The 23,659-nt window shown below is 72.0% G+C and carries 21 protein-coding genes and 3 pseudogenes; 18 read left to right on the top strand and 6 right to left on the bottom strand.

Annotated features, from left to right (window positions below; genetic code table 11):
* Positions 1-305 precede the first annotated feature (305 nt).
* The 8 genes from JF597_RS14890 (at position 306) to JF597_RS14855 (ending at position 8,621) form a co-directional block, all read left to right on the top strand.
* The gene (locus JF597_RS14890; RefSeq protein ID WP_293994275.1) at positions 306-1,622 is read left to right on the top strand and encodes a sugar ABC transporter substrate-binding protein; all 1,317 of its coding nucleotides are present in this window, start codon (positions 306-308) and stop codon (positions 1,620-1,622) included.
* Positions 1,623-1,627: 5 nt separating this feature from the next.
* A complete protein-coding gene (locus JF597_RS14885) occupies positions 1,628-2,620 on the top strand; it encodes a carbohydrate ABC transporter permease (protein WP_293994273.1) in 993 nt (330 codons plus the stop codon).
* A gap of 7 nt (positions 2,621-2,627) precedes the next feature.
* Positions 2,628-3,467 (top strand): carbohydrate ABC transporter permease, encoded by an 840-nt coding sequence (locus JF597_RS14880; RefSeq protein WP_293994580.1) that lies wholly within the window; start codon positions 2,628-2,630, stop codon positions 3,465-3,467.
* A gap of 38 nt (positions 3,468-3,505) precedes the next feature.
* A complete protein-coding gene (locus JF597_RS14875) occupies positions 3,506-4,864 on the top strand; it encodes a GH1 family beta-glucosidase (RefSeq protein WP_293994271.1) in 1,359 nt (452 codons plus the stop codon).
* Between the two features lie 245 nt (positions 4,865-5,109).
* A complete protein-coding gene (locus JF597_RS14870) occupies positions 5,110-5,682 on the top strand; it encodes a TetR/AcrR family transcriptional regulator (RefSeq protein ID WP_293994268.1) in 573 nt (190 codons plus the stop codon).
* Between the two features lie 67 nt (positions 5,683-5,749).
* On the top strand, positions 5,750-6,733 hold the full coding sequence (locus JF597_RS14865; protein ID WP_293994266.1) for a zinc-dependent alcohol dehydrogenase family protein: 984 nt from the start codon (positions 5,750-5,752) through the stop codon (positions 6,731-6,733).
* 439 nt (positions 6,734-7,172) lie between these two features.
* Entirely contained in the window at positions 7,173-7,844 is a 672-nt protein-coding gene (locus tag JF597_RS14860) for a hypothetical protein (RefSeq protein ID WP_293994264.1), read from the top strand.
* A gap of 51 nt (positions 7,845-7,895) precedes the next feature.
* On the top strand, positions 7,896-8,621 hold the full coding sequence (locus tag JF597_RS14855; RefSeq protein WP_293994262.1) for a YcnI family protein: 726 nt from the start codon (positions 7,896-7,898) through the stop codon (positions 8,619-8,621).
* An 80-nt stretch (positions 8,622-8,701) separates the two neighbouring features.
* On the opposite strand, the gene JF597_RS14850 is transcribed toward JF597_RS14855, so the two are convergent.
* Positions 8,702-9,508: a CDP-alcohol phosphatidyltransferase family protein gene (locus JF597_RS14850; RefSeq protein ID WP_293994260.1), complete on the bottom strand. Its 807-nt coding sequence runs from the start codon at positions 9,506-9,508 to the stop codon at positions 8,702-8,704.
* 121 nt (positions 9,509-9,629) lie between these two features.
* On the opposite strand from JF597_RS14850, the gene JF597_RS14845 reads away from it, so the two are divergent.
* The 5 genes and pseudogenes from JF597_RS14845 to JF597_RS14825 form a co-directional block, all read left to right on the top strand.
* A complete protein-coding gene (locus tag JF597_RS14845; RefSeq protein WP_293994258.1) occupies positions 9,630-10,613 on the top strand; it encodes a zinc-binding alcohol dehydrogenase in 984 nt (327 codons plus the stop codon).
* A 160-nt stretch (positions 10,614-10,773) separates the two neighbouring features.
* Complete coding sequence (locus JF597_RS14840; protein WP_093497951.1) at positions 10,774-11,172, top strand: 6-carboxytetrahydropterin synthase; 399 nt, start codon at positions 10,774-10,776, stop codon at positions 11,170-11,172.
* Positions 11,169-12,371 (top strand): glycosyltransferase family 4 protein, encoded by a 1,203-nt coding sequence (locus tag JF597_RS14835; protein ID WP_293994253.1) that lies wholly within the window; start codon positions 11,169-11,171, stop codon positions 12,369-12,371. The genes JF597_RS14840 and JF597_RS14835 overlap by 4 nt, the downstream gene beginning before the upstream one ends.
* Positions 12,372-12,448: 77 nt before the next feature.
* Positions 12,449-13,390, top strand: coding sequence for an SAM-dependent methyltransferase (locus JF597_RS14830; RefSeq protein ID WP_293994251.1), 942 nt, complete (start codon positions 12,449-12,451; stop codon positions 13,388-13,390).
* Positions 13,387-14,268: pseudogene (locus JF597_RS14825) on the top strand (lysylphosphatidylglycerol synthase transmembrane domain-containing protein); the annotation flags it as partial. The gene JF597_RS14830 and the pseudogene JF597_RS14825, both read left to right, overlap by 4 nt.
* Positions 14,269-14,366: 98 nt before the next feature.
* Here JF597_RS14825 and JF597_RS14820 read toward each other — a convergent pair.
* Positions 14,367-15,125 (bottom strand): creatininase family protein, encoded by a 759-nt coding sequence (locus JF597_RS14820; RefSeq protein ID WP_366916404.1) that lies wholly within the window; start codon positions 15,123-15,125, stop codon positions 14,367-14,369.
* 38 nt (positions 15,126-15,163) lie between these two features.
* On the opposite strand from JF597_RS14820, the gene ribA reads away from it, so the two are divergent.
* The 3 genes and pseudogenes from ribA to JF597_RS14805 all read left to right on the top strand — a co-directional run.
* The gene (ribA, locus tag JF597_RS14815) at positions 15,164-15,823 is read left to right on the top strand and encodes a GTP cyclohydrolase II (protein WP_293994246.1); all 660 of its coding nucleotides are present in this window, start codon (positions 15,164-15,166) and stop codon (positions 15,821-15,823) included.
* Positions 15,824-15,877: 54 nt separating this feature from the next.
* Positions 15,878-16,135: pseudogene (locus JF597_RS14810) on the top strand (FAD-binding oxidoreductase); the annotation flags it as partial.
* A 409-nt stretch (positions 16,136-16,544) separates the two neighbouring features.
* Positions 16,545-17,003: pseudogene (locus tag JF597_RS14805) on the top strand (FAD-binding oxidoreductase); the annotation flags it as partial.
* A 7-nt stretch (positions 17,004-17,010) separates the two neighbouring features.
* On the opposite strand, the gene JF597_RS14800 reads toward JF597_RS14805, so the two are convergent.
* On the bottom strand, positions 17,011-18,231 hold the full coding sequence (locus tag JF597_RS14800; protein WP_293994244.1) for a serine hydrolase domain-containing protein: 1,221 nt from the start codon (positions 18,229-18,231) through the stop codon (positions 17,011-17,013).
* A 484-nt stretch (positions 18,232-18,715) separates the two neighbouring features.
* Between JF597_RS14800 and JF597_RS14795 the strand changes: the two genes are divergently transcribed.
* Both JF597_RS14795 and JF597_RS14790 read left to right on the top strand, forming a co-directional pair.
* Complete coding sequence (locus JF597_RS14795) at positions 18,716-19,141, top strand: PPOX class F420-dependent oxidoreductase (RefSeq protein WP_293994242.1); 426 nt, start codon at positions 18,716-18,718, stop codon at positions 19,139-19,141.
* A gap of 63 nt (positions 19,142-19,204) precedes the next feature.
* Positions 19,205-19,546 carry a VOC family protein gene (locus JF597_RS14790; RefSeq protein ID WP_293994239.1) on the top strand — a complete coding sequence of 114 codons (342 nt, stop codon included), beginning with the start codon at positions 19,205-19,207 and terminating at the stop codon, positions 19,544-19,546.
* Here the strand turns inward: JF597_RS14790 and JF597_RS14785 are convergent.
* From JF597_RS14785 to JF597_RS14775, 3 genes are all read right to left on the bottom strand, one after another.
* Entirely contained in the window at positions 19,443-20,657 is a 1,215-nt protein-coding gene (locus JF597_RS14785; protein ID WP_293994237.1) for a glycosyltransferase, read from the bottom strand. The two genes, JF597_RS14790 and JF597_RS14785, sit on opposite strands and share 104 nt — an antisense overlap.
* A 75-nt stretch (positions 20,658-20,732) precedes the next feature.
* A complete protein-coding gene (locus JF597_RS14780; protein ID WP_293994235.1) occupies positions 20,733-22,055 on the bottom strand; it encodes a nucleotide sugar dehydrogenase in 1,323 nt (440 codons plus the stop codon).
* An 89-nt stretch (positions 22,056-22,144) separates the two neighbouring features.
* Positions 22,145-23,566, bottom strand: a complete 1,422-nt coding sequence (locus JF597_RS14775) for a glycosyltransferase family 4 protein (protein ID WP_293994233.1) — start codon at positions 23,564-23,566, stop codon at positions 22,145-22,147.
* Positions 23,567-23,659 lie beyond the last annotated feature (93 nt).

The following is a 23,659-nucleotide window of genomic DNA, read 5'->3' as shown; positions in this document are numbered from 1 at the left end:
GAAACAGAACCGTTGTGGAACGGCATACGCCCGCTTTCCGCGCAGGTCATCCGGCTTCGGCCCAGGTCACGCCGTCGGCGTGGGCGTACCCCCGCTCCGGAACCGGCTGTTCCCCGGCCCGCCTGCGCCGATACCCGTGCCGGATCCCTTGACGAGCCACTGTTCGGGGGATTAACTCACGTCCTAAATTAAGCCATGAGGGGCTTCGGAAGCCGAACGTCGGTCCGGCCGTCCGCACGCGCGGGCGCCGGCCTTCGCGAAGCCCTCTCGGGGTTAACGACTCCCGGAAAGGCACAGCTGGAGCCATGCGCAGCATCCGAGCCGCGGCCGTAGGCGCCGTCACCATGTCCCTCGCCCTCGCGGCCACGGCCTGCGGTGGCGGTTCGTCCACCGGGGGCGGGTCCAACGACTCCCCGAAGACGCTCACCTACTGGGCCTCCAACCAGGGCGCCAGCATCGAGGTCGACAAGAAGGTCCTCCAGCCGGAGCTCGACAAGTTTCAGAAGCAGACCGGCATCAAGGTCAAGCTGGAGGTCGTGCCCTGGTCGGACCTGCTCAACCGGATCCTGACCGCGACCACCTCGGGTCAGGGCCCCGACGTGCTGAACATCGGCAACACCTGGAGCGCCTCGCTCCAGGCGACCGGCGCGCTGCTGCCCTGGGACGCCAAGAACTTCGGCAAGATCGGCGGCAGGGACCGGTTCGTCGACTCCGCGCTCGGCTCCACGGGCGCCGAGGGCAAGGACCCGGCGGCCGTACCGCTCTACTCGATGGCGTACGCCCTCTACTACAACAAGAAGATCTTCGCCGACGCCGGCATCCCCAAGCCCCCGGCCACCTGGGACGAGCTGATCGCCGACGGCAAGAAGATATCGGCGAAGGGCAAGTCGGTCCTCGGCGCCGAGGGCGGCAACGTCTCGGAGAACATCCACCACGTCTTCGTCTTCGCCAAGCAGCACGGCGCCGACTTCTTCACCTCCGACGGCAAGCCCAACTTCACCGACCCCAACGTCGTCGCCGCGGTCAAGCAGTACGTCGACCTGATGGCCAAGGACAAGGTCATCCCGACCGGTGACGCCGAGTACGCGCAGAACCAGTCGGTCAGCGACTTCGCCAAGGGCAAGCAGGCCATGCTGCTGTGGCAGTCGGCGTCCGCCAACCTCAAGTCGCAGGGCATGAGCGACAGCGACTACGGCATCGCCCCGGTGCCCGTGCAGTCCGGCACCCCCGGCACCGGCGCCCAGGTCAACTCGATGGTCGCCGGCATCAACATGGCCGTCTTCAAGAACACCAAGAACCTCGACGGCGCGACGAAGTTCGTGAAGTTCATGACCAGCGACGACGAGCAGAAGATCCTCAACACCGCCTACAGCTCCATCCCGCCGGTCAAGACCGCCCAGGAGGACGCGGCCTTCAACACCCCGGCCAACTCGGTCCTGAAGAACACCCTCGCCACCAGTGCCGCGGCCCTGCCCCAGGTGGCCTCGGAGTCGCAGTTCGAGACCACGGTCGGTACGGCGGTCAAGAACCTGTTCGCCGACGCCGCCGCCGGCCGCGCCATCACCACCGACTCCGTGAAGGCCGAGCTGGAGAAGGCCCAGCAGCAGATGCCGGCGGCCTGAGCACCATGACGACCACCACCACCGCCGTACAAGAGCCGGTGCGTGCGAACTCCCCCGGGACGGCGGGCGGCTCGGGCCGCCGTCCCGGGCGGATCCGCCGGATCGGACTGCCCTACCTGCTGCTCCTGCCCGCCCTGCTGCTCGAACTCCTCGTCCATCTCGTCCCGATGGTCATCGGCGTCGTGATGAGCTTCAAGGAGCTCACCCAGTTCTACATCCGCGACTGGACCACCGCCCCCTGGGCCGGATTCGGCAACTACAAGCTGTCGGTCGAGTTCGACGCCCCGATCGGCAAGGCCCTGCTGCACTCGTTCTTCGTCACCGTCGGCTTCACCCTGCTCTCGGTCGGCCTGTGCTGGCTGATCGGCACCGCGGCCGCCGTGTTCATGCAGGACACCTTCAAGGGCCGTGGCCTGCTGCGCGCGCTGTTCCTGGTGCCGTACGCGCTGCCGGTCTACGCGGCCGTCATCACCTGGGTGTTCATGTTCCAGCACGACAACGGCCTGGTGAACCACGTGCTGCACGACCAGCTGCACCTCACCGACAAGCCGTCCTTCTGGCTGATCGGCGACAACAGCTTCTACGCCCTGCTCACCGTGTCGGTGTGGAAGGGCTGGCCGTTCGCCTTCCTGATCGTGATGGCCGGCCTCCAGAACATTCCGCGGGAGCTGTACGAGGCGGCCGCCCTGGACGGCGCCGGCATGTGGCAGCAGATCCGCCGGATCACCCTGCCGTCGCTGCGCCCGGTCAACCAGGTGCTGATCCTGGTCCTGTTCCTGTGGACGTTCAACGACTTCAACACGCCGTTCGTCCTGTTCGGCAGGTCCGCCCCGGAGGCCGCCGACCTCATCTCGGTGCACATCTACCAGGCCTCCTTCGTCACCTGGAACTTCGGCACCGGCTCGGCCATGTCCGTGCTCCTGCTGCTCTTCCTGCTGGTGGTGACCGGCGTGTACCTGGTGCTCACCTCGCGCGGACGGAGGACCTCGGATGTCTAGCTCGCCCATGGCCCCGCCGCGGTCCTTCCTCTGGTCCCGGCGGGTCTTCCTCACGCTGCTCACCGGGTTCGTGCTGGTCCCCGTGTACGTGATGGTCTCCAGCTCGCTCAAGCCCCTCGCGGACGTCACCGGCGAGTTCCGCTGGCTGCCGAGCGGCCTGACGATCCGCCCGTACATCGACATCTGGTCGACGATCCCGCTCGCCCGGTACTTCGTGAACTCGCTGATCGTGTCGGTCGCGGCCACCGTGTGCTCGGTCGTCGTCGCGGTGTTCGCCGCCTACGCGGTGAGCCGCTACGAGTTCCGCGGCAAGCGCGTCTTCACGGTCACCGTGCTGTCCACGCAGATGTTCCCGGGCATCCTCTTCCTGCTGCCCCTGTTCCTCCTGTACGTGAACATCGGCAACGCCACCGGCATCGCCCTGTTCGGCTCCCGCGGCGGCCTGATCCTCACCTACCTGACGTTCTCGCTGCCGTTCTCGATCTGGATGCTGATCGGGTACTTCGACTCGGTCCCGCGGGACCTGGACGAGGCGGCGCTGGTGGACGGCTGCGGGCCGCTCGGCGCGCTGCTGCGGATCGTCGTACCCGCCGCGATCCCCGGCATCGTCGCGGTCGCCGTCTACGCCTTCATGACCGCCTGGGGCGAGGTGCTGTTCGCGTCGGTGATGACCAACGACACCACCCGCACCCTGGCCGTCGGCCTCCAGGGCTACTCCACGCTCAACAACGTGTACTGGAACCAGATCATGGCCGCCTCGCTCGTGGTCAGCGTCCCCGTCGTGGCCGGCTTCCTGCTCCTCCAGCGCTACCTCGTCGCCGGGCTGACCGCCGGCGCCGTCAAGTGAACCCGCTTCGCAACGAAGCCAGTTCCGAAGGGAATTTCGTGACCATCGACCTCGCCGCCCTCCCGCACGACTTCCTGTGGGGCACGGCAACCGCGGCGTACCAGATCGAGGGAGCCGTCGCCGAGGACGGCCGTGCACCCTCCATCTGGGACACCTTCTCGCACACCCCGGGGAAGATCGCAGGCGACGACAACGGGGACGTCGCGTGCGACCACTACCACCGCTGGCGCGAGGACATCGACCTGATGCGGCAACTGGGCGCCAACGCCTACCGGCTGTCGGTCGCCTGGCCGCGCGTGCGGCCCGGCGGGGACGGCCCGGTCAACGCCAAGGGTCTCGACTTCTACGACGAGTTGATCGACGCCCTGCTGGCGGCCGGCATCACCCCGTCGGTCACCCTCTACCACTGGGACCTGCCGCAGGCCCTCCAGGACCGGGGCGGCTGGCCCGAGCGGGCGACCGCCGAGCACTTCGCCGCGTACGCCTCCGTGGTCGCGGAGCGCCTCGGTGACCGGGTCAAGCACTGGACCACCCTCAACGAGCCGTCCTGCTCCGCCTGGATCGGCCACTTGGAGGGCAAGATGGCCCCCGGCTGGACCGACCTCACGGCCGCCGTCCGGGCCTCCTACCACCTGCTCCTCGGCCACGGCCTGGCCGCCCAGGCGATCCGTGCCGCCGCGCCCGGCGCCGAGGTCGGCATCGTCAACAACCTCTCCACCGTGTTCGCCGCCTCGGACCGGCCCGAGGACGCGGCCGCCGTCCGCCGCCACGACGGGCACGTCAACCGCTGGTGGCTGGACCCGGTGCACGGCCGCGGCTTCCCGGCCGACATGGTCGATACCTACGGCGTCGAACTCCCCGAGCGCGCCGGCGACCTGGAGACCATCGCCACCCCGCTCGACTGGCTGGGCCTGAACTACTACTTCCCGGCCTACATCGAGAACGACCCGAGCGGCCCCGCGCCCTACGCCCGTTCGGTCCACCGCCCCGACGTCCCGCGCACCGGCATGGACTGGGAGATCGACGCGAGCGGCATCGAGACGCTCCTGCTGCGCCTGACCGAGGAGTACGGCGCCCGCAAGATCTACGTCACCGAGAACGGCTCCGCCTACCCCGACGTGGTCCGCCCCGACGGCACGATCGACGACCCCGAGCGCCAGGCCTACCTGGTCAGCCACCTCGCGGCCTGCGCCTCGGCGGCCCGCAAGGGGGCCCCGCTGGCCGGCTACTTCGCCTGGTCGCTGCTGGACAACTTCGAGTGGGCGTACGGCTACGCCAAGCGCTTCGGCCTGGTCCACGTCGACTACCGCACCCAGGTCCGCACGATCAAGGGCAGCGGCCACCGCTACGCGGACATCATCCGCGACCACCGGGGACAGGCCCGCCGGGCGGCCTGACACAGACCGCGGTGGGCGCGGACCAGGGGAGTACCGCGCCCACCGCACCCGCGCCCACCGCACCCGCGCCTACCGCGCCGTGCCAAGCCCCGGACGCACGAACCCCCGGACCCGGCTCGCCGGCAGACGCTGCGGGCCGGATCAGGGTTGGCCTCGATGCTGCCCAGGACTACGCCGGCCCCAGGACTCCGCGCTTGCCGAGCTTAATCGAACGAACTAGTCTGTCCGATTAAGGAGGCCGAGCCATGGTGACACGGGTCAGGAAGACGAAGTCCGAGGAGAGGATCCTCACGGCGGCGGCGGAGCTGTTCTACGCGAACGGGCTGCGCGGCGTCGGTGTCGATCAGGTCATCGCGGCGTCGGGCGTCGCGAAGTCGACGCTGTACGTGCACTTCCGCACCAAGGAAGAGCTCGTCGCGGCGTACCTGCGCAGGACCGACGACTCCTGGATGGCACAGCTGCAGGACGCCGCCGCGCGCAGCGGGGACGACCCTCGAGAGCAGCTCGTCGCACTGTTCGACGCGCTGACGGATGCCTTCGACCGGCATGGCTTCTTCGGGTGTCCGTTCGTCAGCGCGGCGGTCGAGGCGGACCTGGACTCGGAGGCCCGGTCCATCACCGTGCAGCACACGCGGCGTCGTCAGGCCTGGCTGACCGAACTGTGCGAGCGCGCCGGGGCAAAAGCCCCCGGCGCGCTCGCCCGGCAGATCGGGCTTCTGATCGACGGCGCCCTGACCTCGGGACGCCTCCTCCAGGACCGCTCCGTCGTGGAGGAAGCGAAGTCGGCGGCACACCTGCTCGTCGGCAGTCACATCTGATCGCGGCCGGTGCACCACCGTGCCGACCGCGCACATCCACCCGGCAAGACAGGAAAGAGGCGCAGTCATGCGCGCAGTGGTCCTCCGGGAGTTCGACACTCCGCTGGTCCTCCGTGAGATCGACGAGCCCGACGCCGGCCCGGGGCAGGTGCTTGTCAGGATCGGGGCCAGCGGCGTCAATCCGCTGGACACCAAGATCCGGGCCGGCAAGGCCGCCCACGCCCGGCGCACGCTCCCGGCCGTCCTCGGCCTGGACCTGGCCGGCGTGGTCGAGGAGGCCGGCCCCGGCGTCACGGACTTCGCCGCCGGCGACGAGGTCTTCGGCATGACCGGCGGCGTCGGTGACGTGCAGGGCACGCTCGCCGAGTACGCGGCCGTCGACGCCCGTCTGCTGGCCCGCAAGCCGGCCGCGCTCAGCATGCGCGAGGCGGCGGCGCTGCCCCTGGTCTTCATCACGGCCTGGGAGGGACTGGTGGACCGGGCGCAGGTCCACGCGGGACAGAAGGTCCTCGTCCACGGCGGAGCCGGCGGCATCGGCCAGGTGGCCGTCCAGATCGCCCGGGCCCGCGGTGCCGAGGTCTTCGCCACCGCCTCGTCCGCCCGACGGGAGGTCGTCCAGCGCCTGGGCGCCACCCCGATCGACTACACCACCACCGCCGTGCAGGAGTACGTCGCCGAGCACACCGGCGGCGAGGGCTTCGACGTCGTCTTCGACACCGTCGGCGGCTCCGTCCTCGACGACTCCTTCGCCGCGGTACGCACCTACACGGGGCACGTCGTGAGCGCCCTGGGCTGGGGAAGCCACAGCCTCGCCCCCCTGTCCTTCCGCGGCGCGACCTACTCCGGTGTCTTCACCCTGCTGCCCCTGCTGACCGGGCGCGGTCGGGAACACCACGGCGAGATCATGCGCGAGGCGGCCGCGCTCGCCGACGCCGGGGCACTCAAGCCGCTGCTCGACCCGAGGCACTTCACGCTCGCCGACGTCGCCGACGCCCACGCCGCGGTGGAGAGCGGCACCGCCCGGGGCAAGGTCGTGATCGACATCAGCTGACCGGCGCCGCCGCCGCGAGGCCCGCGACGACGTCCGTGTCAGCCGGTCCTGCGCGCCCCACGACCGAGCCTCGTAAGCCTGATGCAGACTTGTCGGTCAACGGAGTACCGCAGCACCGCATCTGAGGCGGAGCCCACGTCGCCTCTGCCGTCAGAAGACTGCTGGGCCATACGCGCGGGAGGTGGCTCGCTCGGTGGGCGGAACTCCTGAGTGCTTTCCATCGCGGCTCAACGGGCGGTGGCCGAGGCCGGCCCACATATGTCGCGCTCCGACCGGGGACCGGCGCCCTGCTGGAGGTCGGGGCGGTGTCGCGGTACGGCCGCAGCCGACCACCGCCCTCGCTCAGCAGGCCACGACCGTCGCACCGGAAATCCCCAGCCACGAGTGAACGGGGCGTCCGTGCCTCGCGTATCCCCCCATCGTGGGAGGATCGCTCACCATGAGTGCGTCACCGGCGGTACGGAGCCTGCGTGCCGCGGTGTTCGCCGCGGTGTGCGTGCTGCTGGCTGCCGCCGGGCACGGTCTGACCATGGGCGACATGCCGCCGCTGTGGGCTGACGCGGCCGGGTTCGTGGTCGTGTTCGCCCTCGGGCGGGCCCTCGCGGAGCGTGAGCGCGGGTTGCCGGAGATCGGTGTCGGCATGCTGCTCACCCAGGCCGGTCTGCACTTCGGCTTCGACGCGGCCCGTGCAGTCACTCCCGCTGCTCCCGCGCCCGCCACGACCATGGCCCCCATGCGCATGCACGGTCATGTCACGGCCGGCATGTCTGCTGTGACCGGCATGGCGAGCATGGCCGGTATGCGCGGGCCGGCGGAGCAGCACCCGCACGTCCACGTCCTGACCGCGCACGCCACCCTCGCCCACGTCGTCGCCGCGCTCGTCGCCTCCTGGTGGCTGCGGCGCGGTGAGGCCGCGCTGTGGTCGCTGCTGAGGCGGACCGCCACGCTCGTCCCGGGCCTGGCCGCCTGGTGGCACGACGCCCCCCTGCCCGCCCCGGCCGGCGGGCCCCGCCTGGCCCCGGCCGGCCCGATACGGCCCCGCCCGCTGCTCGCGCTGCGGCACGCGGTGAGCCGGCGCGGCCCCCCGAACCCGGTCCCGTACCCCGCCTGACAGTCGTCAGACACGCCAGCAGACCTCACCCGTACGGAGATCGACTCACCCATGTCCACCACCCGACTGACCCTCCGCCGCGCCGCCACCGTCACCGCGCTCACCACCGCGTCGGTCCTGGCCGCCGCCGGCATCGCCGCCGCGCACGTCACCGTCCACCCCGAGAGCTACGCCAAGGGCGCCACCGACGGCGTGCTCACCTTCCGCGTGCCCAACGAGGAGGACACCGCCGCCACCACCAAGGTCCAGGTCTACCTGCCCACCGACCACCCGGTCCTGGGCGTCCTCGTGACCCCGCACGACGGCTGGACCGCCAAGGTGACCACCACCAAGCTCAAGACGCCCGTGAAGACCGACGACGGCACCATCACCGAGGCCGCCTCCGAGATCACCTGGACCGGCGGCAAGATCGGCGCCGGCCAGTTCGAGGACTTCGACGTCGCCTTCGGGCAACTGCCCGAGGACACCGACCAGCTGACCTTCAAGACCCTGCAGACCTACTCCGACGGCAAGGTCGTCCGCTGGATCGAGGAGGCGCAGAGCGGCGACGACGAGCCGGAGAACCCGGCGCCGACGCTCAAACTGACCGCCGCGGGCGACGACTCCGCCGCGCCGGCGGCGCCGGCCACCGAGAGCAGCGGGAAGGCGACCACCGCGGCCGCCGGCTCCAGTGACTCGACCGCCCGCGGCCTCGGCATCGCGGGTCTGATCGTCGGCGTTCTCGGCCTGGCGGCGGCCGCCTTCGCCGTCGTACGGACGCGGGGCGCGAAGTCGTAGACCGACATCCGTCGCTGCGTCGGTGAACGGCGAAGGGGCCCGGACCGCTCCCCGGTCCGGGCCCCTTCGCCGTGCTCGGTTCAGCGCACCGCCAGCTCCAGGATCTCCAGCTCCTCGGCGGAGTCCGGCACGCGCTCCGATGCCGCCGCCGCGGGCGCCGCCGCCAGGGCAGCCGGCCGCGCGTTGCGCCACAGCCACCGCACGTCCCGGCCGAAGGACCAGACCAGGGAGCCGAGCGCCAGCAGCACCACGCCCAGGTTGGCCACGTAGGGCAGCAGGTCCGCGCCGGCCAGCAGCAGGCAGATGCCCTGCATCGCGGCGACCGTCTTGCGGGCCATGGAGTGCGGCAGCGGGGCGTTCAGCCAGGGCGCGGCCTTCGCCGCCGCGACGAACGCGTAACGCATCCCGCCGATCAGCAGCACCCAGGGCCCCAGCTGCGTCGAGACGTACACGCTCAGCACCAGGATCAGGAACGCGTCGACCTCCATGTCGAAGCGGGCGCCCAGCGCGGTCGACGTACCCGTCCTGCGGGCCACCTTGCCGTCGACGCCGTCGAGGATGAGGGCCACGGCCGTCAGGCCGACCAGCAGGGTGACCGGCGGCGAGCTCTCGAAGGAGTCGGCGACCAGGGCGGTCACGCCGCCGACCAGGATCGCGCGGCCGAGGGTCACCCGGTTGGCGGGGCCGAAGGAGCGCGGCCGGGCGCGGTGCAGGGCCCGGGAGAGCACCGCCCAGGTGGCTATCGCGAACGCGAGACCCACAAGCCAGCCGGCCGGCCCCATGCCGATCGCCGTCCCGAGCAGGGCCAGCAACAGGATCTGCACGCCCGCTCCCACAGCGGTCTCCTGCTGGACCAGCCTGGCTTCGTAAGTGTTGTTCAGGGCCACCGCACGTCCTCCGGCCGAGTGACAGAGTCGATCAACGCCGCGTACTGTGCGCGGCCTGTGCACCTCTCGCTGTGCACATCTCCGTACGTGAACCACTTCCCGATCGTTCAGGAGGATGCCGATGAACTCCTCGGCCCGCGCGTTCTGGCTCCGCTCTCCGGGCCACGGAGAGCTCCGTGACGTCCTGCTCGCGGAGCCCGCCGAGGGTGAGGTACTGGTGCGCGCGCTGTACTCGGGGGTCAGCCGGGGCACGGAGACCCTGGTGTTCCGGGGCGGGGTGCCGCAGAGCCAACACGCCGTGATGCGGGCGCCCTTCCAGGAGGGCGAGTTCCCCGGTCCGGTGAAGTACGGCTACCTCAGCGTCGGCCAGGTCGAGCAGGGCCCCGATGGGCTGATCGGGCGAACGGTCTTCTGTCTGTACCCGCATCAGACGCGTTACGTCGTTCCGGTGAGCGCGGTGACGGTGGTACCGGAGCGGGTACCCCCGGCACGTGCGGTACTCGCGGGCACGATCGAGACCGCCGTGAACGCCCTCTGGGACGCGGCGCCGCTGCTCGGCGACCGGATCGCGGTCATCGGCGGCGGCATGGTCGGCTGCTCGGTCGCCGCCCTGCTCGCCCGCTTCCCCGGCGTACGGCTCCAGCTGGTGGACGCCGACCCGGCCCGGGCCGAGACCGCCGAGGCCCTCGGCGTGGACTTCGCGGCCCCCGAGGACGCCCTCGGGGAGTGCGACCTGGTCGTGCACGCCAGCGCCACCGAACAGGGCCTGACCCGCGCGCTGGAGCTCCTCGCGCCGGAGGGCACGGTCCTCGACCTGAGCTGGTACGGCGACCGGCGGATCGCCCTCCCGCTCGGCGAGGCCTTCCACTCCCGCCGGCTCACCGTGCGCAGCAGCCAGGTCGGCACCGTCTCCCCGGCCGCCCGCGCCGGCCGCACGTACGCCGACCGGCTCGCCCTGGCCCTGGAGCTGCTGGCCGACCCGGCGCTGGACGCCCTCATCACCGGGGAAAGCGCGTTCGAAGAGCTGCCGGAGGTGCTGCCGAGACTCGCCTCCGGGGAGCTTCCGGCCCTCTGCCACCGGGTCCGCTACGGCGACAACGGCTGACGGAACGTCCAATTACGGCCGGTGCAGGCCCCCAGGAGGTCCTGACCTGAGAAAAGAGTGAGAGTGGACTGAACACGGGGAAGCCAAGAGCCGTATTAAGGGCATCCCCCGGCAGGGATCAGCCGGGGGACCAGACGCGCCGCACCTGGAGGGTCGTCCGTTGTTCAGCATCACCGTCCGCGATCACATCATGATCGCCCACAGCTTCCGCGGCGAGGTGTTCGGGCCCGCGCAGCGCCTGCACGGCGCAACGTTCCTGGTGGACGCCACCTTCCGCCGCGAACAGCTGGACGACGACAACATAGTCGTCGACATCGGTCTTGCCACCCAGGAACTCGGCGCCGTGGTCAGCGAGCTGAACTACAGAAACCTGGACAACGAGCCCGACTTCGCCGGGATCAACACCTCCACCGAGTTCCTCGCGAAGGTCATCGCCGACCGGCTCGCCGAGCGCATCGAGAAGGGCGCACTCGGGGAGGGCGCCCGGGGCCTCGCCGGGCTGACCGTCACCCTCCACGAGTCGCACGTCGCCTGGGCGAGTTACGAGCGTGCCCTGTGACCGACATGACCGTCGGCCACAAACCGGCCCTCACCTTCGTGCCCGCGCAGCGCGCGGCCACCACCGACAGCAACGCCCCGGCGAACATCGGGATCCTCCCCATGTCCCTGCGCACCGTGCACTTCGTCATGCCGGGCGGTGTCGACGACCCGGCCAACCCGAGCGGGGGCAACGCCTACGACCGGCGGCTCTGCCTGGATCTGCCCGGCTTCGGCTGGCAGGTCACCAGACACGCCGTGCCCGGCTCCTGGCCGCGCCCCGACACCGCCGCCCGCGACACCCTCGCCCGCACCCTGCGGGAGCTGCCCGACGGCACGGTCGTGCTGCTGGACGGCCTGGTGGCCTGCGGGGTCCCGGACATCGTCGTACCGGAGACGGAGCGGCTGCGGCTCGCCGTCCTCGTGCACCTCCCGCTCGGCGCCGAGACCGGGCTCGACGCGGCCGTGGCCGCCGACCTGGACGCCCGCGAACGCACGGTGCTGCGCGCCGTGCCGGCCGTGATCGCGACCAGCGACTGGGCCGTACGACGGCTGGTCTCGCACCACGGCCTGGCCCCCGAGCGGGTCCACGTGGCCGCCCCGGGCGCCGACATCGCCCCGCTGGCCGCCGGCACCGACGGCGTCTCGCACCTGCTGTGCGTCGCCGCCGTCACCCCGCGCAAGGGCCAGCACCGGCTCGTCGAGGCGCTCGCGGCGGTCCGGGACCTGCCGTGGACCTGCACCTGCGTCGGCGGTCTCGACGCGGCTCCCGAATACGTCTCCCATCTGCGGTCGCTGATCGCGGAACACGGGCTGACGGACCGGCTGCACCTGGCCGGCCCGCGCGCCGGCGCCGACCTGGACGCCAGTTACGCGGCCGCCGACCTGATGGTCCTCACCTCGTACGCCGAGACCTACGGCATGGCCGTCACCGAGGCCCTCGCCCGTGGCATCCCGGTGCTCGCCACCGACGTCGGCGGCCTGCCGGAAGCGGTCGGCCGCGCCCCCGACGGCGGGGTACCCGGCATCCTCGTGCCACCGGAGGACCCCGCCGCGCTCGCCGCCGAACTGCGCGGCTGGTTCGGCGAGGCGGACGTACGCCGCCGCCTCAAGGCCGCCGCACGCGGCCGGCGGGCGGCGCTCGACGGCTGGGCGACCACCGCCCGCAGCCTCGCCGGAGTCCTGCTGCGGCTCCCTGACGAACCCCGGAGGGCGGCATGACCAGCGAAACCACGACCACTGCTCCGGTCGGCGCGATACCCGCGCAGCCGGGACCGATGGATGTTACGGATGCGGGAATGGGACGAGAACGCGAACAGGCGCCCTCCGAGGTGATCGCCGGGGCCGGTCCCGTCGACCGTCCGGGCGAACGGGCCACCGTACGGCTGCGGGAGACCGGGCCCGAGGAGCCGCCCCGGTACGCCCCCGAGTGGCTGGAGCTGCGGGAGAGCGCGGACGCCGCCGCCCGGGCGCACGACCTGCTGGACCCGCTGCGGATCCGGCTGGCCAACCTGCCCGGCAAGGCGGGCGGGGTCGTCGTGCACGACCTGGGCTGCGGCACCGGCTCGATGGGCCGCTGGCTCGCGCCCCGCCTCGACGGCCCCCAGCACTGGATCCTGCACGACCGCGACCCCTACCTGCTGCACTTCGCCGCCGTCGCCTCGCCCCGCGCGGCGGCCGACGGCAGCCGGGTCACCGTCGAGACCCGGCGCGGCGACGTCGCCCGGCTCACCCCCGACGCGCTGATCGGCGCCTCCCTGGTGACCGCGTCCGCACTCCTCGACGTCCTCACCCGGGAGGAGGTCGACACACTCGCCGAGGCCTGCACCGGGGCCGGCTGCCCCGCGCTGCTCACCCTCTCGGTCGCCGGGCGGGTCGAACTGACCCCCGCCCACCCGCTGGACGCGGAACTCACCGAGGCGTTCAACGCCCACCAGCGGCGCGGCGGACTGCTCGGCCCGGACGCCGTCACCGCCGCCTGCGAGGCCTTCGCCGACCGGGGTGCCACCGTGAAGGTGCACCCCAGCGCGTGGCGGCTCGGCCCCGACGAGAAGGCGCTCACCGAGCAGTGGCTGCGCGGCTGGGTCGGCGCGGCCGTCGAGGAGCGCCCCGAACTGGCCGGCCGTGCCGACGCCTACCTGGCCGAACGGCTCGCCGCCAACGCGGCCGGCGAACTGCGGGTCGTCGTGCACCACAGTGACCTGCTCGCGCTCGCCCGGCCGACCGGAGGCACCGCATGAGCACTCCGACCCTCGTCCGCGGGACCGCGCCCGTCGCCCCGATCGCCGTGCCCCGGCGGCTCGACCTCCGCGCCGTCCGCACCCACCTGGGCACCGTCGCCGGAGCCGCCATCATCGCCGTGCTGCTGTGGCGGCTCGGCACCGGCGTCTTCCTCGACGGACTGCGCCGGATCGACGCCCCGACCCTGCTCGTCGGCCTGGCGGTCGGCGCGGTCACCACCGTACTGAGCGCCTGGCGCTGGCAGTTGGTGGCCCGCAGCCTCGGCCTCCGGCTGCCGCTCGGGCCCGCCGTCGGCGACTACTACCGGGCGCTGTTCCTCAACGCGGCCCTGCCCGGCGGGGTGCTCGGTGACGTGCACCGGGCGGTCCGGCACGGGCAGAGCGAGGGCGACATCGGGCGCGGGGTCCGCGCCGTCGTCCTCGAACGCGCCGCGGGACAGATCGCGTTGACGGTGTTCGGCGCGGCCGCGCTGCTCATCCTGCCCTCGCCGGTCCGCGACGAGGTGCGCAGCTTCGCCCCGCTGGCGGCGGCCGGGCTGGCCGGCGCCTGCGCGATCGTGGTCGCCGTCCGCATGAACAAGGCCCCGGGCAAGCGCGCCGGTGCCCTGCGCGCCACCCTCGGCGAGGCCCGCCGCGCGCTGCTGTCGCGGCGGAACGCGCCGGGCGTCGCACTGTCCTCGGCGATCATCCTCGCCGGGCACGTCGGGATGTTCGTGGTGGCCGCGCGGGTCGCCGGTTCCGCCGCCTCGGTGGCGGTGCTGACGCCGATCGCGGTCCTGGCGCTGGTCGCGATGGGCCTGCCGCTGAACGTCGGCGGCTGGGGCCCGCGGGAGGGCGTCACCGCCTGGGCGTTCGCCGCGGCCGGCCTCGGCGCGGACAGCGGGCTCGCCACCGCCGTCGTCTACGGCGTCCTCAGCTTCGTGGCCGCCCTGCCGGGTCTCGTGGTCCTGGCCGTCCGCTGGTACGCGGGGCTGCGCTACTCCCGCCCGGCGGTGAGCAGTTCGAAAACCGCGCCGAAGGAATCCGCGAGGCTCGACAGGAGTTCCTTCCCCTTTTCCGCCGACCCCAGGGAAGGACGGCCGATGACGCCCGACTCGGTATAGGCGGACATTCCCAGGGTGAGGAGATGACGACGGTCGTCAGCGGTGAAATCGGCGGACTCGTGACCAGGGCGGACCAATTCGGGATGAGCATGCAGCAGAATGGAGGTCTCGATTTCTCCGGCATGCATGTCGGTGAGCGCCGAGGTCTCCACCCCGGCGCGCTCCAGGGCTGCCTCCCAGTCCTCCGCGGCCGGGTACAGTGCCATCCCCTCGCCCCGCGCGGACGCCTCCTGCACGACGTTGCCCAGCACGTAGTTGCCGCCGTGGCCGTTGACCACGACCAGCGCCCCGACGCCCGAGCGGCGCAGCGAGTCGGCGATGTCGTTCACCACCGCGTGCAGCGTCACCGCGGAGATGCTGACGGTCCCCGGCCAGGCCGCGTGCTCGTGCGAGCAGGAGACCGTCACCGGCGGGAGGAGGTGCACCGGGTACGCGGCGGCGATCTCCCGGGCGACGGCACAGGCGACGAGGGTGTCCGTCGCGAGCGGAAGGTAGGGGCCGTGCTGTTCGAAGCTCCCCACGGGAAGGACGGCGACCTGTGTTGAAACGCCCGCCCCCCTGGTCCGTACCTCTTCCGTAGTGTCCGCCGGCAACAAGCCGTAAGCCGCCGTACGCGCGCCCGAACCACTCATCTTTTCACGGCCTTTCGTCTCTGCTTAGGAATCAGATCATGACAGAAAACATCGGCGTACTCGGCAAGAAGTCCCCACGGCGTTCGGGCGTGGAACGCGTCGTGAATGCACCGCTGCCCACCGTCTACGGGAAATTCCAGGCGATCGGCTACCTGGACCACGACCGCGGTGACGAGCAAGTCGCCCTGGTGTACGGGGACATCGGCAGCGACCGGGTGCTGACCCGGCTGCACTCCGAGTGCCTGACCGGGGACGCGTTCGGCTCCCAGCACTGCGAGTGCGGCGACCAGCTCGCCGCCGCACTGCGCGCGGTCGTCACCGAAGGCAGCGGCATCGTCGTCTACCTGCGGGGCCACGAGGGCCGCGGCATCGGCCTGCTCGCCAAGCTCCGTGCGATGGCCCTGCAGGCCGAGGGCCTGGACACGGTCGAGGCCAACCTCGCGCTCGGACTGCCCGTCGACGCCCGCGACTACGGCGTCGCCGCCGGCATCCTGAGCGACCTCGGGGTGCGTTCGGTACGCCTGATGTCCAACAACCCGCGCAAGCGCGAGTCCTTGGTACGGCACGGCATCGAGGTCGCCGAAACGGTCCCGCTGCTGATCGAGCCGTGCGAGAACAACATCACCTACCTGCGGACCAAGCGCGAGCGACTCGACCACGTGCTGCCCCACCTGGACGCGGTGGCGCACTGGTCCTGAGGTACCGGGCGGCCTCCCGGGGAAGGATCGGGGAGACCGACAGGAGGTACACGCGTGAATCTTCGGGCCCAGGTCGTGATCATCGGCGGCGGGGTGATGGGGACCAGCATCGCCTGCCATCTCGCGAGAGCGGGCGTCCGCGACGTCGTCCTCGTCGAACGCGACGAACTCGCCGCCGGATCCACCTCGAAGGCCGCGGGCGGGGTGCGCGCCCAGTTCTCCGACGAGCTCAACATCCAGCTGGGCGCGCGCAGCCTGGAGGCCTTCGCCCGCTTCGGCGAGGAGACCGGGTACGACATCGGGGTGCACCGCGCCGCCATCGAACAGCCGGGCAGGATCTCACCTTTCAGGGTGAGGGAAGGCGTCCTCCCCTGTTCGCGGCTCGGCGGAGCGGTGCACTACTGCTAGGTTTCTGCTGTCCGGCAACGGAGTTGACGGACCTACCGCCGGGCGGGCGGAAAGTGACGCCTGTGGAGGCTCATGTAAGACCGATCTCCCCCGGAGACCGGCAAGGGCTCGTGAAGCAGGAACCCGTGGTGGTATCGCGAAGCGGTACGGACCGGAATCTCCTGCCTCATGGACCGGAGAGGACGTCAACTCTTCCTCCTCTCCACCTGAGGAAGTCGCCTCCTTCGAGGTTGGTGTCCGGCCGCGGAGCCGCCTGGGCGTGCCGGGCCGAACGCTCACCTCGAAGGAGGCGCCGCACTCCCGGCTGATCAGCACCGAGCCGGTCCCGGGACTGCCGCCGACACTCCCGATGACGATCGACTTCACCACCAGCCTGTACTTCCACGCCGAGGGCCCGGGACTGCTGCTCGGCATGTCCGACCCCGACGAACGGCCGGGCTTCGCCACCGACACCCACGACCGGTGGATACCGCGCCTGTACGCGGCGATGGAACGCCGGGCCCCGGCCCTGCTCGACCTGCGCCGCACCGGCGGCTGGGCGGGCCTGTACGAGAACACCCCCGACCACAACGCCCTGATCGGCGAGGCGCCCGCGGTCTCCCGGTTCCTTTACGCCACCGGGTTCTCCGGCCACGGCTTCCTCCAGGCGCCGGCGGTCGGCGAGGTGGTGCGCGACCTGTACCTGGGCCGCGCGCCCTTCCTGGACGTCCGCCCGCTCGGCGCAGGCCGGTTCGCGGCCGACGCCCCACGCCCGGAGTCGAACCTCGTGTGAGGGACGCTCAGTCCTGGATCGCCTCGTGCACCAGCCGGCGCAGGTCCGGGAAGACCTTCAGGGTCTTCGGCCGGAGCTGGGTGTGGAACTGCACGGTCAGGTCGTGGGTGGGGTCGACCCAGAACGCGGTGGTGGCGGCGCCGGTCCAGCCGTAGGCGCCGGGGCTGCTCGGGGAGAGGGTACGGTCCGGGTCGATCACCACGGAGACGCCGAGCCCGAAGCCGAGCCCGTCGTTGCCGGGCTCCTGGTGGACCGGGGCGCCGTAGGTGCGCAGGTCGGCCCCACCGGGCAGATGGTTGCTGGAGAGCAGCCCGACCGATGCGGGGGACAGGAGCCGGACGCCGTCCAGTTCGCCGCCCCGGCGCAGCATCTCCATGAATCGGTGGTAGTCGTACGCCGTGGCCGCCATGCCGCCGCTGCCGGACAGGAAACGGGGGCGGCCGCGCAACGGCAGCCCGGGGATCGCCTCGATGCCGCCGTCCGTCTCGCCGTACAACTCGGAGAGCCGGTCGGCCTGTTCGGGCACGATGTGCAGGCCCGCGTCCGGCATGCCGAGCGGACGGAAGATCCGGCCCGCGAAGAACTCGTCGAGCCGCTGCCCGGAGACCACCTCGACGACCCGGCTGAGCACGTTGAAGCCGACGGAGTAGTTCCACTGGGTGCCCGGCTCGAACTGGAGCGGCATCCGGGCGTACACCGCCATCGCCTCGGCGAGGTCCGCGCCCGAGGGCACCGAGAACTCCAGGCCCGCCTCGCGGTAGCAGGCGTCCACGGGGTGCGTGTGGTAGAAGGCGAAGGTCAACCCGGCGGTGTGGGTGAGCAGATGGCGGATCCGGATCGGGCCGTCGGCCGGCCGGGTCACCATGTCCTCGCCCGAACCGGAGACGTGGACCCGCGGGGCGGCGAACTCCGGCAGGAAGCGGTCGACCGGGTCGTCCAGCGACAGCAGCCCGTCCTCCACGAGCAGCAGCACGGCGACCGCGGTGACCGGCTTGGTCATGGAGTAGATCCGCCAGATGGTGTCCGCCTCGACCGGCAGCCCGGCCGCGCGGTCGCGGTGGCCCTGGGCGGTGAGGTGGGCGACCCGGCCGCCGCGTGCCACGGCCACCAGGTAACCGGGCAGCCGCCCTTCGTCGACGTAGTGGGCGAAGTGCTGGTCGAGGCGGTCGAGCGCCTTCACGTCCAGCCCCACCTCACCGGGGTCGACTTCCTGTCGCAGCTGTGCCATCGCTCTCCTTGGGTCGTGTCGTCCGCGGTGCGGTCCGACCTCGGACCTCATCGTCGCGCAGGAAGAGGGGAACGGTCCCGCTCATCCACGTGTGGTGTGACGGACGCTATAGCGGAGACACCGGGAAGCGGACGCGTCACCGCCACCCTTCCGGTGCCGGATCCCCGCGCCTGCCGGCCCGAACCCGCCGTACGACGCGACCGCGGCCCGGAGGCCGGAGTCGTGCGGCAGGTCGTGTCGGCTCATCAGTTCGTCACATGCCCGCGATGTGCCCCGCCGACTCCGGGCACACCGGGATCGGCGCGGCGAATCGCGCGCCCGGCGCGACCCGCCGTGGCAGGGCGGCCACTCTCCGCGCGCGGCCGGCTCGGTGCGGCCCCGGCGTGCGAGGGCCGGGAGCCGTGCGGGAGGGCCGGGAGCCGTGCGGGAGGGGCGGGGAAGCGGAGGCGGGAATGCGTGCCGCCGGGGTGCGGTTGCGCCTGACATGACCCAGGACGCTCTGCTGAAGCTGCTCGGCGAAGGACACGACGGGGTGCTGGTCACCCTCAAGAGCGACGGACGGCCCCAGCTGTCCAACGTCAACCACGCCTACTACCCCGACGAGCGGACCGTGCGGGTGTCGGTCACCGACGGCCGCGCCAAGACCCGCAACCTGCGCCGCGACCCCCGCGCCTCCTACCACGTCACCAGCCCGGACCGCTGGGCCTACACGGTCGCCGAGGGCATCGCCGAGCTGTCGCCGGTGGCCGAGGACCCGTACGACGCGACCGTCGAGGAACTCGTCCGCCTCTACCGCGACGTCCGCGGCGAGCACCCCGACTGGGACGACTACCGCGCCGCCATGGTCCGCGACCGCCGGCTGGTGCTGCGGCTGCGCGTGGAGCGGGCATACGGCATGCCGCGCGCCTGACCGCCGGGGTGGCGGGGCCGCGGATCCGGCGGACACCGGCTGGGGCTCTGCTAGCCTCCGCGCGTGATCAATGGTGCACATGTGGTGATCTACACCCGCGACGCCGAGGCGGACCGGACCTTCCTGGGGGACGTGCTGGGCTGGCCGCACGTCGACGCCGGACACGGCTGGCTGATCTTCCGGCTGCCGCCGGCCGAGGTCGCGTGCCACCCGGCCGACGGCGAGCCGTCGCACGAACTGATGCTGATGTGCGACGACCTGGACGAGACGGTCGCGGAACTCACGGGCAAGGGAGTGGAGTTCAGCCGACCCGTCCAGATCGCGGCCTGGGGCCGGGTGACGGGCTTCCGGTTGCCGGGCGGAGGCGAGGTCGCCTTGTACGAGCCGCGTCACCCGCGCGCCTAGCACCGCTCTGCTCCCGCACCCAGCTCTCCAGCCACTGTGTGAACTCGGCCGCCTTGTCGGGCCAGTTGAAGTGGGTGAGGGCCGCCTCGCGGCCGCGCTGGGCCGCGGTGTGACGCAGGATCGCGTCGGTGCTCAGCCTGCGGATCGCCTCCGCCGCCGCTCGCGGATCCTCGTACGGGACGACGATTCCGCAGCCGTGCCGCTCGACCATGTCCGCGGCCAGCGGAGTGGGCGTGGTGATGACGGGGACCCCGTGGGCCATGTACTCGACGACCTTGGTGGGCCGGGAATGGCGGTAGTTGGGCTGGTCGTGCAGGAGGGAGAGACCGGCCAGGGCGCCCGGGAACAGGGCGAGGGCCCGGTCGTTGGGCAGGAATCCGTGCCAGCGCAGGACGCCGTCCCGGTCGGCGGCCGTGAGCGCGTCCCGGACGTCGGGGTCGGCCGCGCCGGCCACCTCGACGCGCAGGCCGGGGCCCAGGTGCCGGGCCGTCGCTATCAGGTCCAGCGCGCCGCGCGCCCGTGACAGGTGGCCGACGTAGACGACCCGTTCGGTGCCCGGCGGTTCCGGTGCCGCGATCGGGGCGGTGGTGAAGTTCGGCACCACGGGATGGCTGCGGCGGAACCGCTCCTGGTAGGCGTCCTCGGCGAGCAGCAGCCGCAGATGGCGCTCCGCCAGCCGTTCCGCCGCGCGGACACCGAGCCGCAGCGGTGGCCGCAGCGCTCTCGGCACCCAGCGCTTCATGGCGAGCGCGGCCGCGGTGTCCTCGTGCACGTCCCAGACGACCACCGGACCGGTGCCGGACCGCCGCCAGCGGCGCAGGGTGCCGGGCAGGGCCAGCAGCAGTTCCGGGTCGTGGAGCAGGATCAGATCCGCCTCGTGGCCGCGTCGGGCCAGCAGGGTCCGGGCCGCGCCGACGGCCGCGCGGCGGCTGCGGCCCGCGGCCCGGGGCAGGTCGATGCCTTCGAGGTCGGGGCGGGGCCGCACCTCGCGGGCCGAGAACGGCGCCGCGTAGACGACGTGGTGCCCGCGGTCCCGCAGCGCGGTGATCTGCCGGTGCAGGATGCGCGCGTCCTCGGGGTGGTGGACGACGGTGACGACGAGTATCCGCATCTGGGCGCCTTTCGACTCCGTGGCTCGGAGCCCTTCGACTCCGAGCCACGGAAAGGGAGTTGCTACAGAGGTCGGCTACAGCACCTCGACGCCGGGCCGGAAGATCCGCCCCCGGGTGTCGAAGAGCAGGCGGGCCTCGTCGCCGAGGGCCGGCAGATCGTACGCGGAGTGGTCCTGGAGCAGGATCGTCAGGTCGTGCGAGCGCACCGCGGCCATGACGTCGGCGACGCGTGGCACGGCCTGCCCGTCCACGAACCAGGCCGGAACGAACGGGTCGTGGAAGGCGATCTCGGCCTCCCGCTCCCGCAGCAGCCGGGCCACCGGCACCGCCGGCGCCTCACGCTGGTCGGCGACGTCCGGCTTGTAGGTGACGCCGAGGAGCAGCACCCGGGAGCCGTGCAGCGCGCGGCCCTCGTGGTTGAGCAGGTCCTGGGCGCGCCGCACGACGTACTCCGGCATGTGCGCGTTGATCTCCCGGGCGAGTTCCACGAAGCGGAACTCGTAGCCGAGCGAACGCACTTTGTAGGAGAGGTAGTTGGGGTCGATCGGGATGCAGTGCCCGCCCACCCCGGCGCTCGGCCGGAAGGGCTGGAACCCGAACGGCTTGGTACCCGCGCAGCGGATCGCGTCCCACACGTCGACCTGCAACTCGCGGCAAAGGATCGCCAGTTCGTTGACCAGAGCGATGTTGACGTGCCGGTAGGTGTTCTCCAGGAGCTTGGCCATCTCGGCCTCGCGGGTGCCCTTCGCCTGCACGACCGTGTCGACGAGCTTGCCGTAGAAGGCGGCGGCCTTCGCCGCGCACGCCGGCGTGCAGCCGCCGACCACCTTGGGTGTCTCGCGCAGCCCGTGGGTGGCGTTGCCGGGGTCGATGCGCTCCGGTGAGAAGGCCAGCGCGAAGTCCTCGCCGGCCCGTAGCCCCGACTCCTCCAGGATGGGTCGGACGATCTCCTCGGTGGTGCCGGGATAGGTGGTCGACTCCAGGACGACGAGCCGCCCGGGACGCAGCCGGCCCGCCACCGCCCGTGCGGCGGAGGTCACCGCGCTCAGATCGGGGCCGCCGTCCTCGCTGAGCGGGGTCGGCACGCAGATCACGACGGTCTGCGCCCGGGCCAGCCACTTGTCGTCGGTGTACGCGGTGAACCCGGCCGCCCGCATCCGCGCGACGTCCTCGTCGGAGACGTCGTCGACATGGGAATGGCCGGCGTTGAGGCCCTCCACGACCCGCGGGTCGAGGTCGAGCCCGGCCACTCTCAGGCCGACCAGTGACGCCTCCCGCGCGAGCGGGAGCCCCACGTAGCCGAGCCCGATGACGGCCAGTTCGTAACTGTCGGTCTGTTCCTCATCCCCGAGCGATGCGCTCGATTCCCCGAGCGGTACGGCCTTTTCGACCTGCATAGGGATTCACTCCGCCCTCGACGGCAGCAACGGCAGACGCCGTTCGGATCCGAAGAGCCCGGACGGTGAGCGGTTCCGGGCGCGGGGTCTCAGACACATCCAAGAGCGCGGTACGCCTCTCGGGTCGTGGCAGCGACCCTTTTCCAGGTGCGTTCACGCGCCACCAGCGCGCGGGCGGATGCTCCCCATTCATGCCGCCGATTTCGACTGTAGAGCAATACTTCGAGAGCTTCTGCCCAAGCCTGCGGAGATTCGGGCGGGATCAGCCGCCCGTTCACTTCGTCTTGCACCAGTTCTCGCAGGGCTGTGACATCACTGGCCGCCACGGGAAGACCGCTCGCCATCGCTTCGACCGGCTTGAGCGGGGTGACCAGATGGCAGACCCGTTCGTCGGTGCGCGGCACCGCGAAGACGTCCAGAACAGCGTGGTAGGCGCGCACTTGGCGGTGCGGCACGCGACCGGTGAACAGGGCGGCGCCGGCGCCGAGACCGAGCCGTGCGGCCAGTGCCTCGAGGCTGCCGCGCTCCGGCCCGTCACCGACGATCAGCAGCCGCAGCGGGACCCCCCGGCGGCGGAGTTCGGCACCCGCATGGAGCAATGTGCCGATTCCCTCGTGTGGAGTAAGGCTGCTCACGGTGCCCACCACGAAGTCGTCCGCCGCGATGCCGAGCCGGGCGCGCAGCTGTGCCCCGTCCGGCGGCGGGGCGAGGAAGGCGTCGTCCACCGCGTTGGGCACGATCAGGACCCGCTCCTCGGGCACCCCGCGGCCCGCGATCTCGGCCTTCATCGCCGCGCCCAGCGTCAGCACCAGGTCGGCCCCGCGCATGCAGTACGTCTCCAGGGCGCGCCGGGCCCGGTACGACGGGTCGTCCGCACTACGGCCGGGCGCCTGGGTCAGCCAGGTCTCCTCCAGGAAGCCCCGCACCTCGTAGACGACCGGCAGCCGGTAGGTCTCCCGCAGGGCCAGCGCCACCCGCCCGTTGCCGTGGTCGGTGGCCGCGTGCAGCACGGCCGGGCGCAGCCGCTCCACCAGGCGCCCGGCCAGCTCGGCGTTGCGGGCCAGGACCGCGCCCTGGCCGTAGGGCAGCCCGTACGGCAGCAGCCGGTGCTGCGGCACCCCGTTCACGACCTGCGACGGGCGGGCGTCCAGGACGCCCTGCGCCACCGGGAACCCGATCCGGGTCACGACGTGCGGGTCCAGCCCGGCGGCCCGCTGGGCCTCGGCGAGGGCCTGGGTACGCACGGTGTAGCCGGCGTGCTTGAACGGCAGCCCGTTGGTGACCAGATGAAGCACCCGGCCGGGCTCCGGCCGCACCGCCCGCCCGGGGGGCGCCGGCACCCGGGCGGCGGACGGGGCGGCGGTGGGCCCGGCCGTACGGGCCCGGGCGGCGAGCCGCTTCTCCACGGGCCGCAGCCCGCGCCGCGCCCGCCCCGGCAGCAGCCGTACGCCGAGCAGCGCGGCCCGGGCGGGGTCGTGCCGCAACTCGCCCCAGGCGACGGATGCGGCCAAGCTGAGTGCACGGGGGAACCGCAGAACACCACGCGGCAGGTACCGGGACGGACGTCGGGCCATGTCGCCAAGGTAGGCCGACAGAGCGGAGAA

The organism is Streptomyces sp. (assembly GCF_019510245.1).
GTDB lineage: Bacteria > Actinomycetota > Actinomycetes > Streptomycetales > Streptomycetaceae > Streptomyces.
This window is presented reverse-complemented; position numbering and strand designations above follow the sequence as displayed.

What these genes read in the sequence shown, in the direction of transcription:
- JF597_RS14785 (WP_293994237.1), bottom strand. Translation starts at nt 20,657, where the DNA reads ATGCGGATACTCGTCGTCACCGTCGTCCACCACCCCGAGGACGCGCGC.
- JF597_RS14890 (WP_293994275.1), top strand. Translation starts at nt 306, where the DNA reads ATGCGCAGCATCCGAGCCGCGGCCGTAGGCGCCGTCACCATGTCCCTC.
- JF597_RS14845 (WP_293994258.1), top strand. Translation starts at nt 9,630, where the DNA reads ATGAACTCCTCGGCCCGCGCGTTCTGGCTCCGCTCTCCGGGCCACGGA.
- JF597_RS14880 (WP_293994580.1), top strand. Translation starts at nt 2,628, where the DNA reads ATGGCCCCGCCGCGGTCCTTCCTCTGGTCCCGGCGGGTCTTCCTCACG.
- JF597_RS14855 (WP_293994262.1), top strand. Translation starts at nt 7,896, where the DNA reads ATGTCCACCACCCGACTGACCCTCCGCCGCGCCGCCACCGTCACCGCG.
- JF597_RS14795 (WP_293994242.1), top strand. Translation starts at nt 18,716, where the DNA reads ATGACCCAGGACGCTCTGCTGAAGCTGCTCGGCGAAGGACACGACGGG.
- JF597_RS14830 (WP_293994251.1), top strand. Translation starts at nt 12,449, where the DNA reads ATGGGACGAGAACGCGAACAGGCGCCCTCCGAGGTGATCGCCGGGGCC.
- JF597_RS14820 (WP_366916404.1), bottom strand. Translation starts at nt 15,125, where the DNA reads ATGAGTGGTTCGGGCGCGCGTACGGCGGCTTACGGCTTGTTGCCGGCG.
- JF597_RS14800 (WP_293994244.1), bottom strand. Translation starts at nt 18,231, where the DNA reads ATGGCACAGCTGCGACAGGAAGTCGACCCCGGTGAGGTGGGGCTGGAC.
- JF597_RS14885 (WP_293994273.1), top strand. Translation starts at nt 1,628, where the DNA reads ATGACGACCACCACCACCGCCGTACAAGAGCCGGTGCGTGCGAACTCC.
- JF597_RS14780 (WP_293994235.1), bottom strand. Translation starts at nt 22,055, where the DNA reads ATGCAGGTCGAAAAGGCCGTACCGCTCGGGGAATCGAGCGCATCGCTC.
- JF597_RS14870 (WP_293994268.1), top strand. Translation starts at nt 5,110, where the DNA reads ATGGTGACACGGGTCAGGAAGACGAAGTCCGAGGAGAGGATCCTCACG.
- JF597_RS14860 (WP_293994264.1), top strand. Translation starts at nt 7,173, where the DNA reads ATGAGTGCGTCACCGGCGGTACGGAGCCTGCGTGCCGCGGTGTTCGCC.
- ribA (WP_293994246.1), top strand. Translation starts at nt 15,164, where the DNA reads ATGACAGAAAACATCGGCGTACTCGGCAAGAAGTCCCCACGGCGTTCG.
- JF597_RS14865 (WP_293994266.1), top strand. Translation starts at nt 5,750, where the DNA reads ATGCGCGCAGTGGTCCTCCGGGAGTTCGACACTCCGCTGGTCCTCCGT.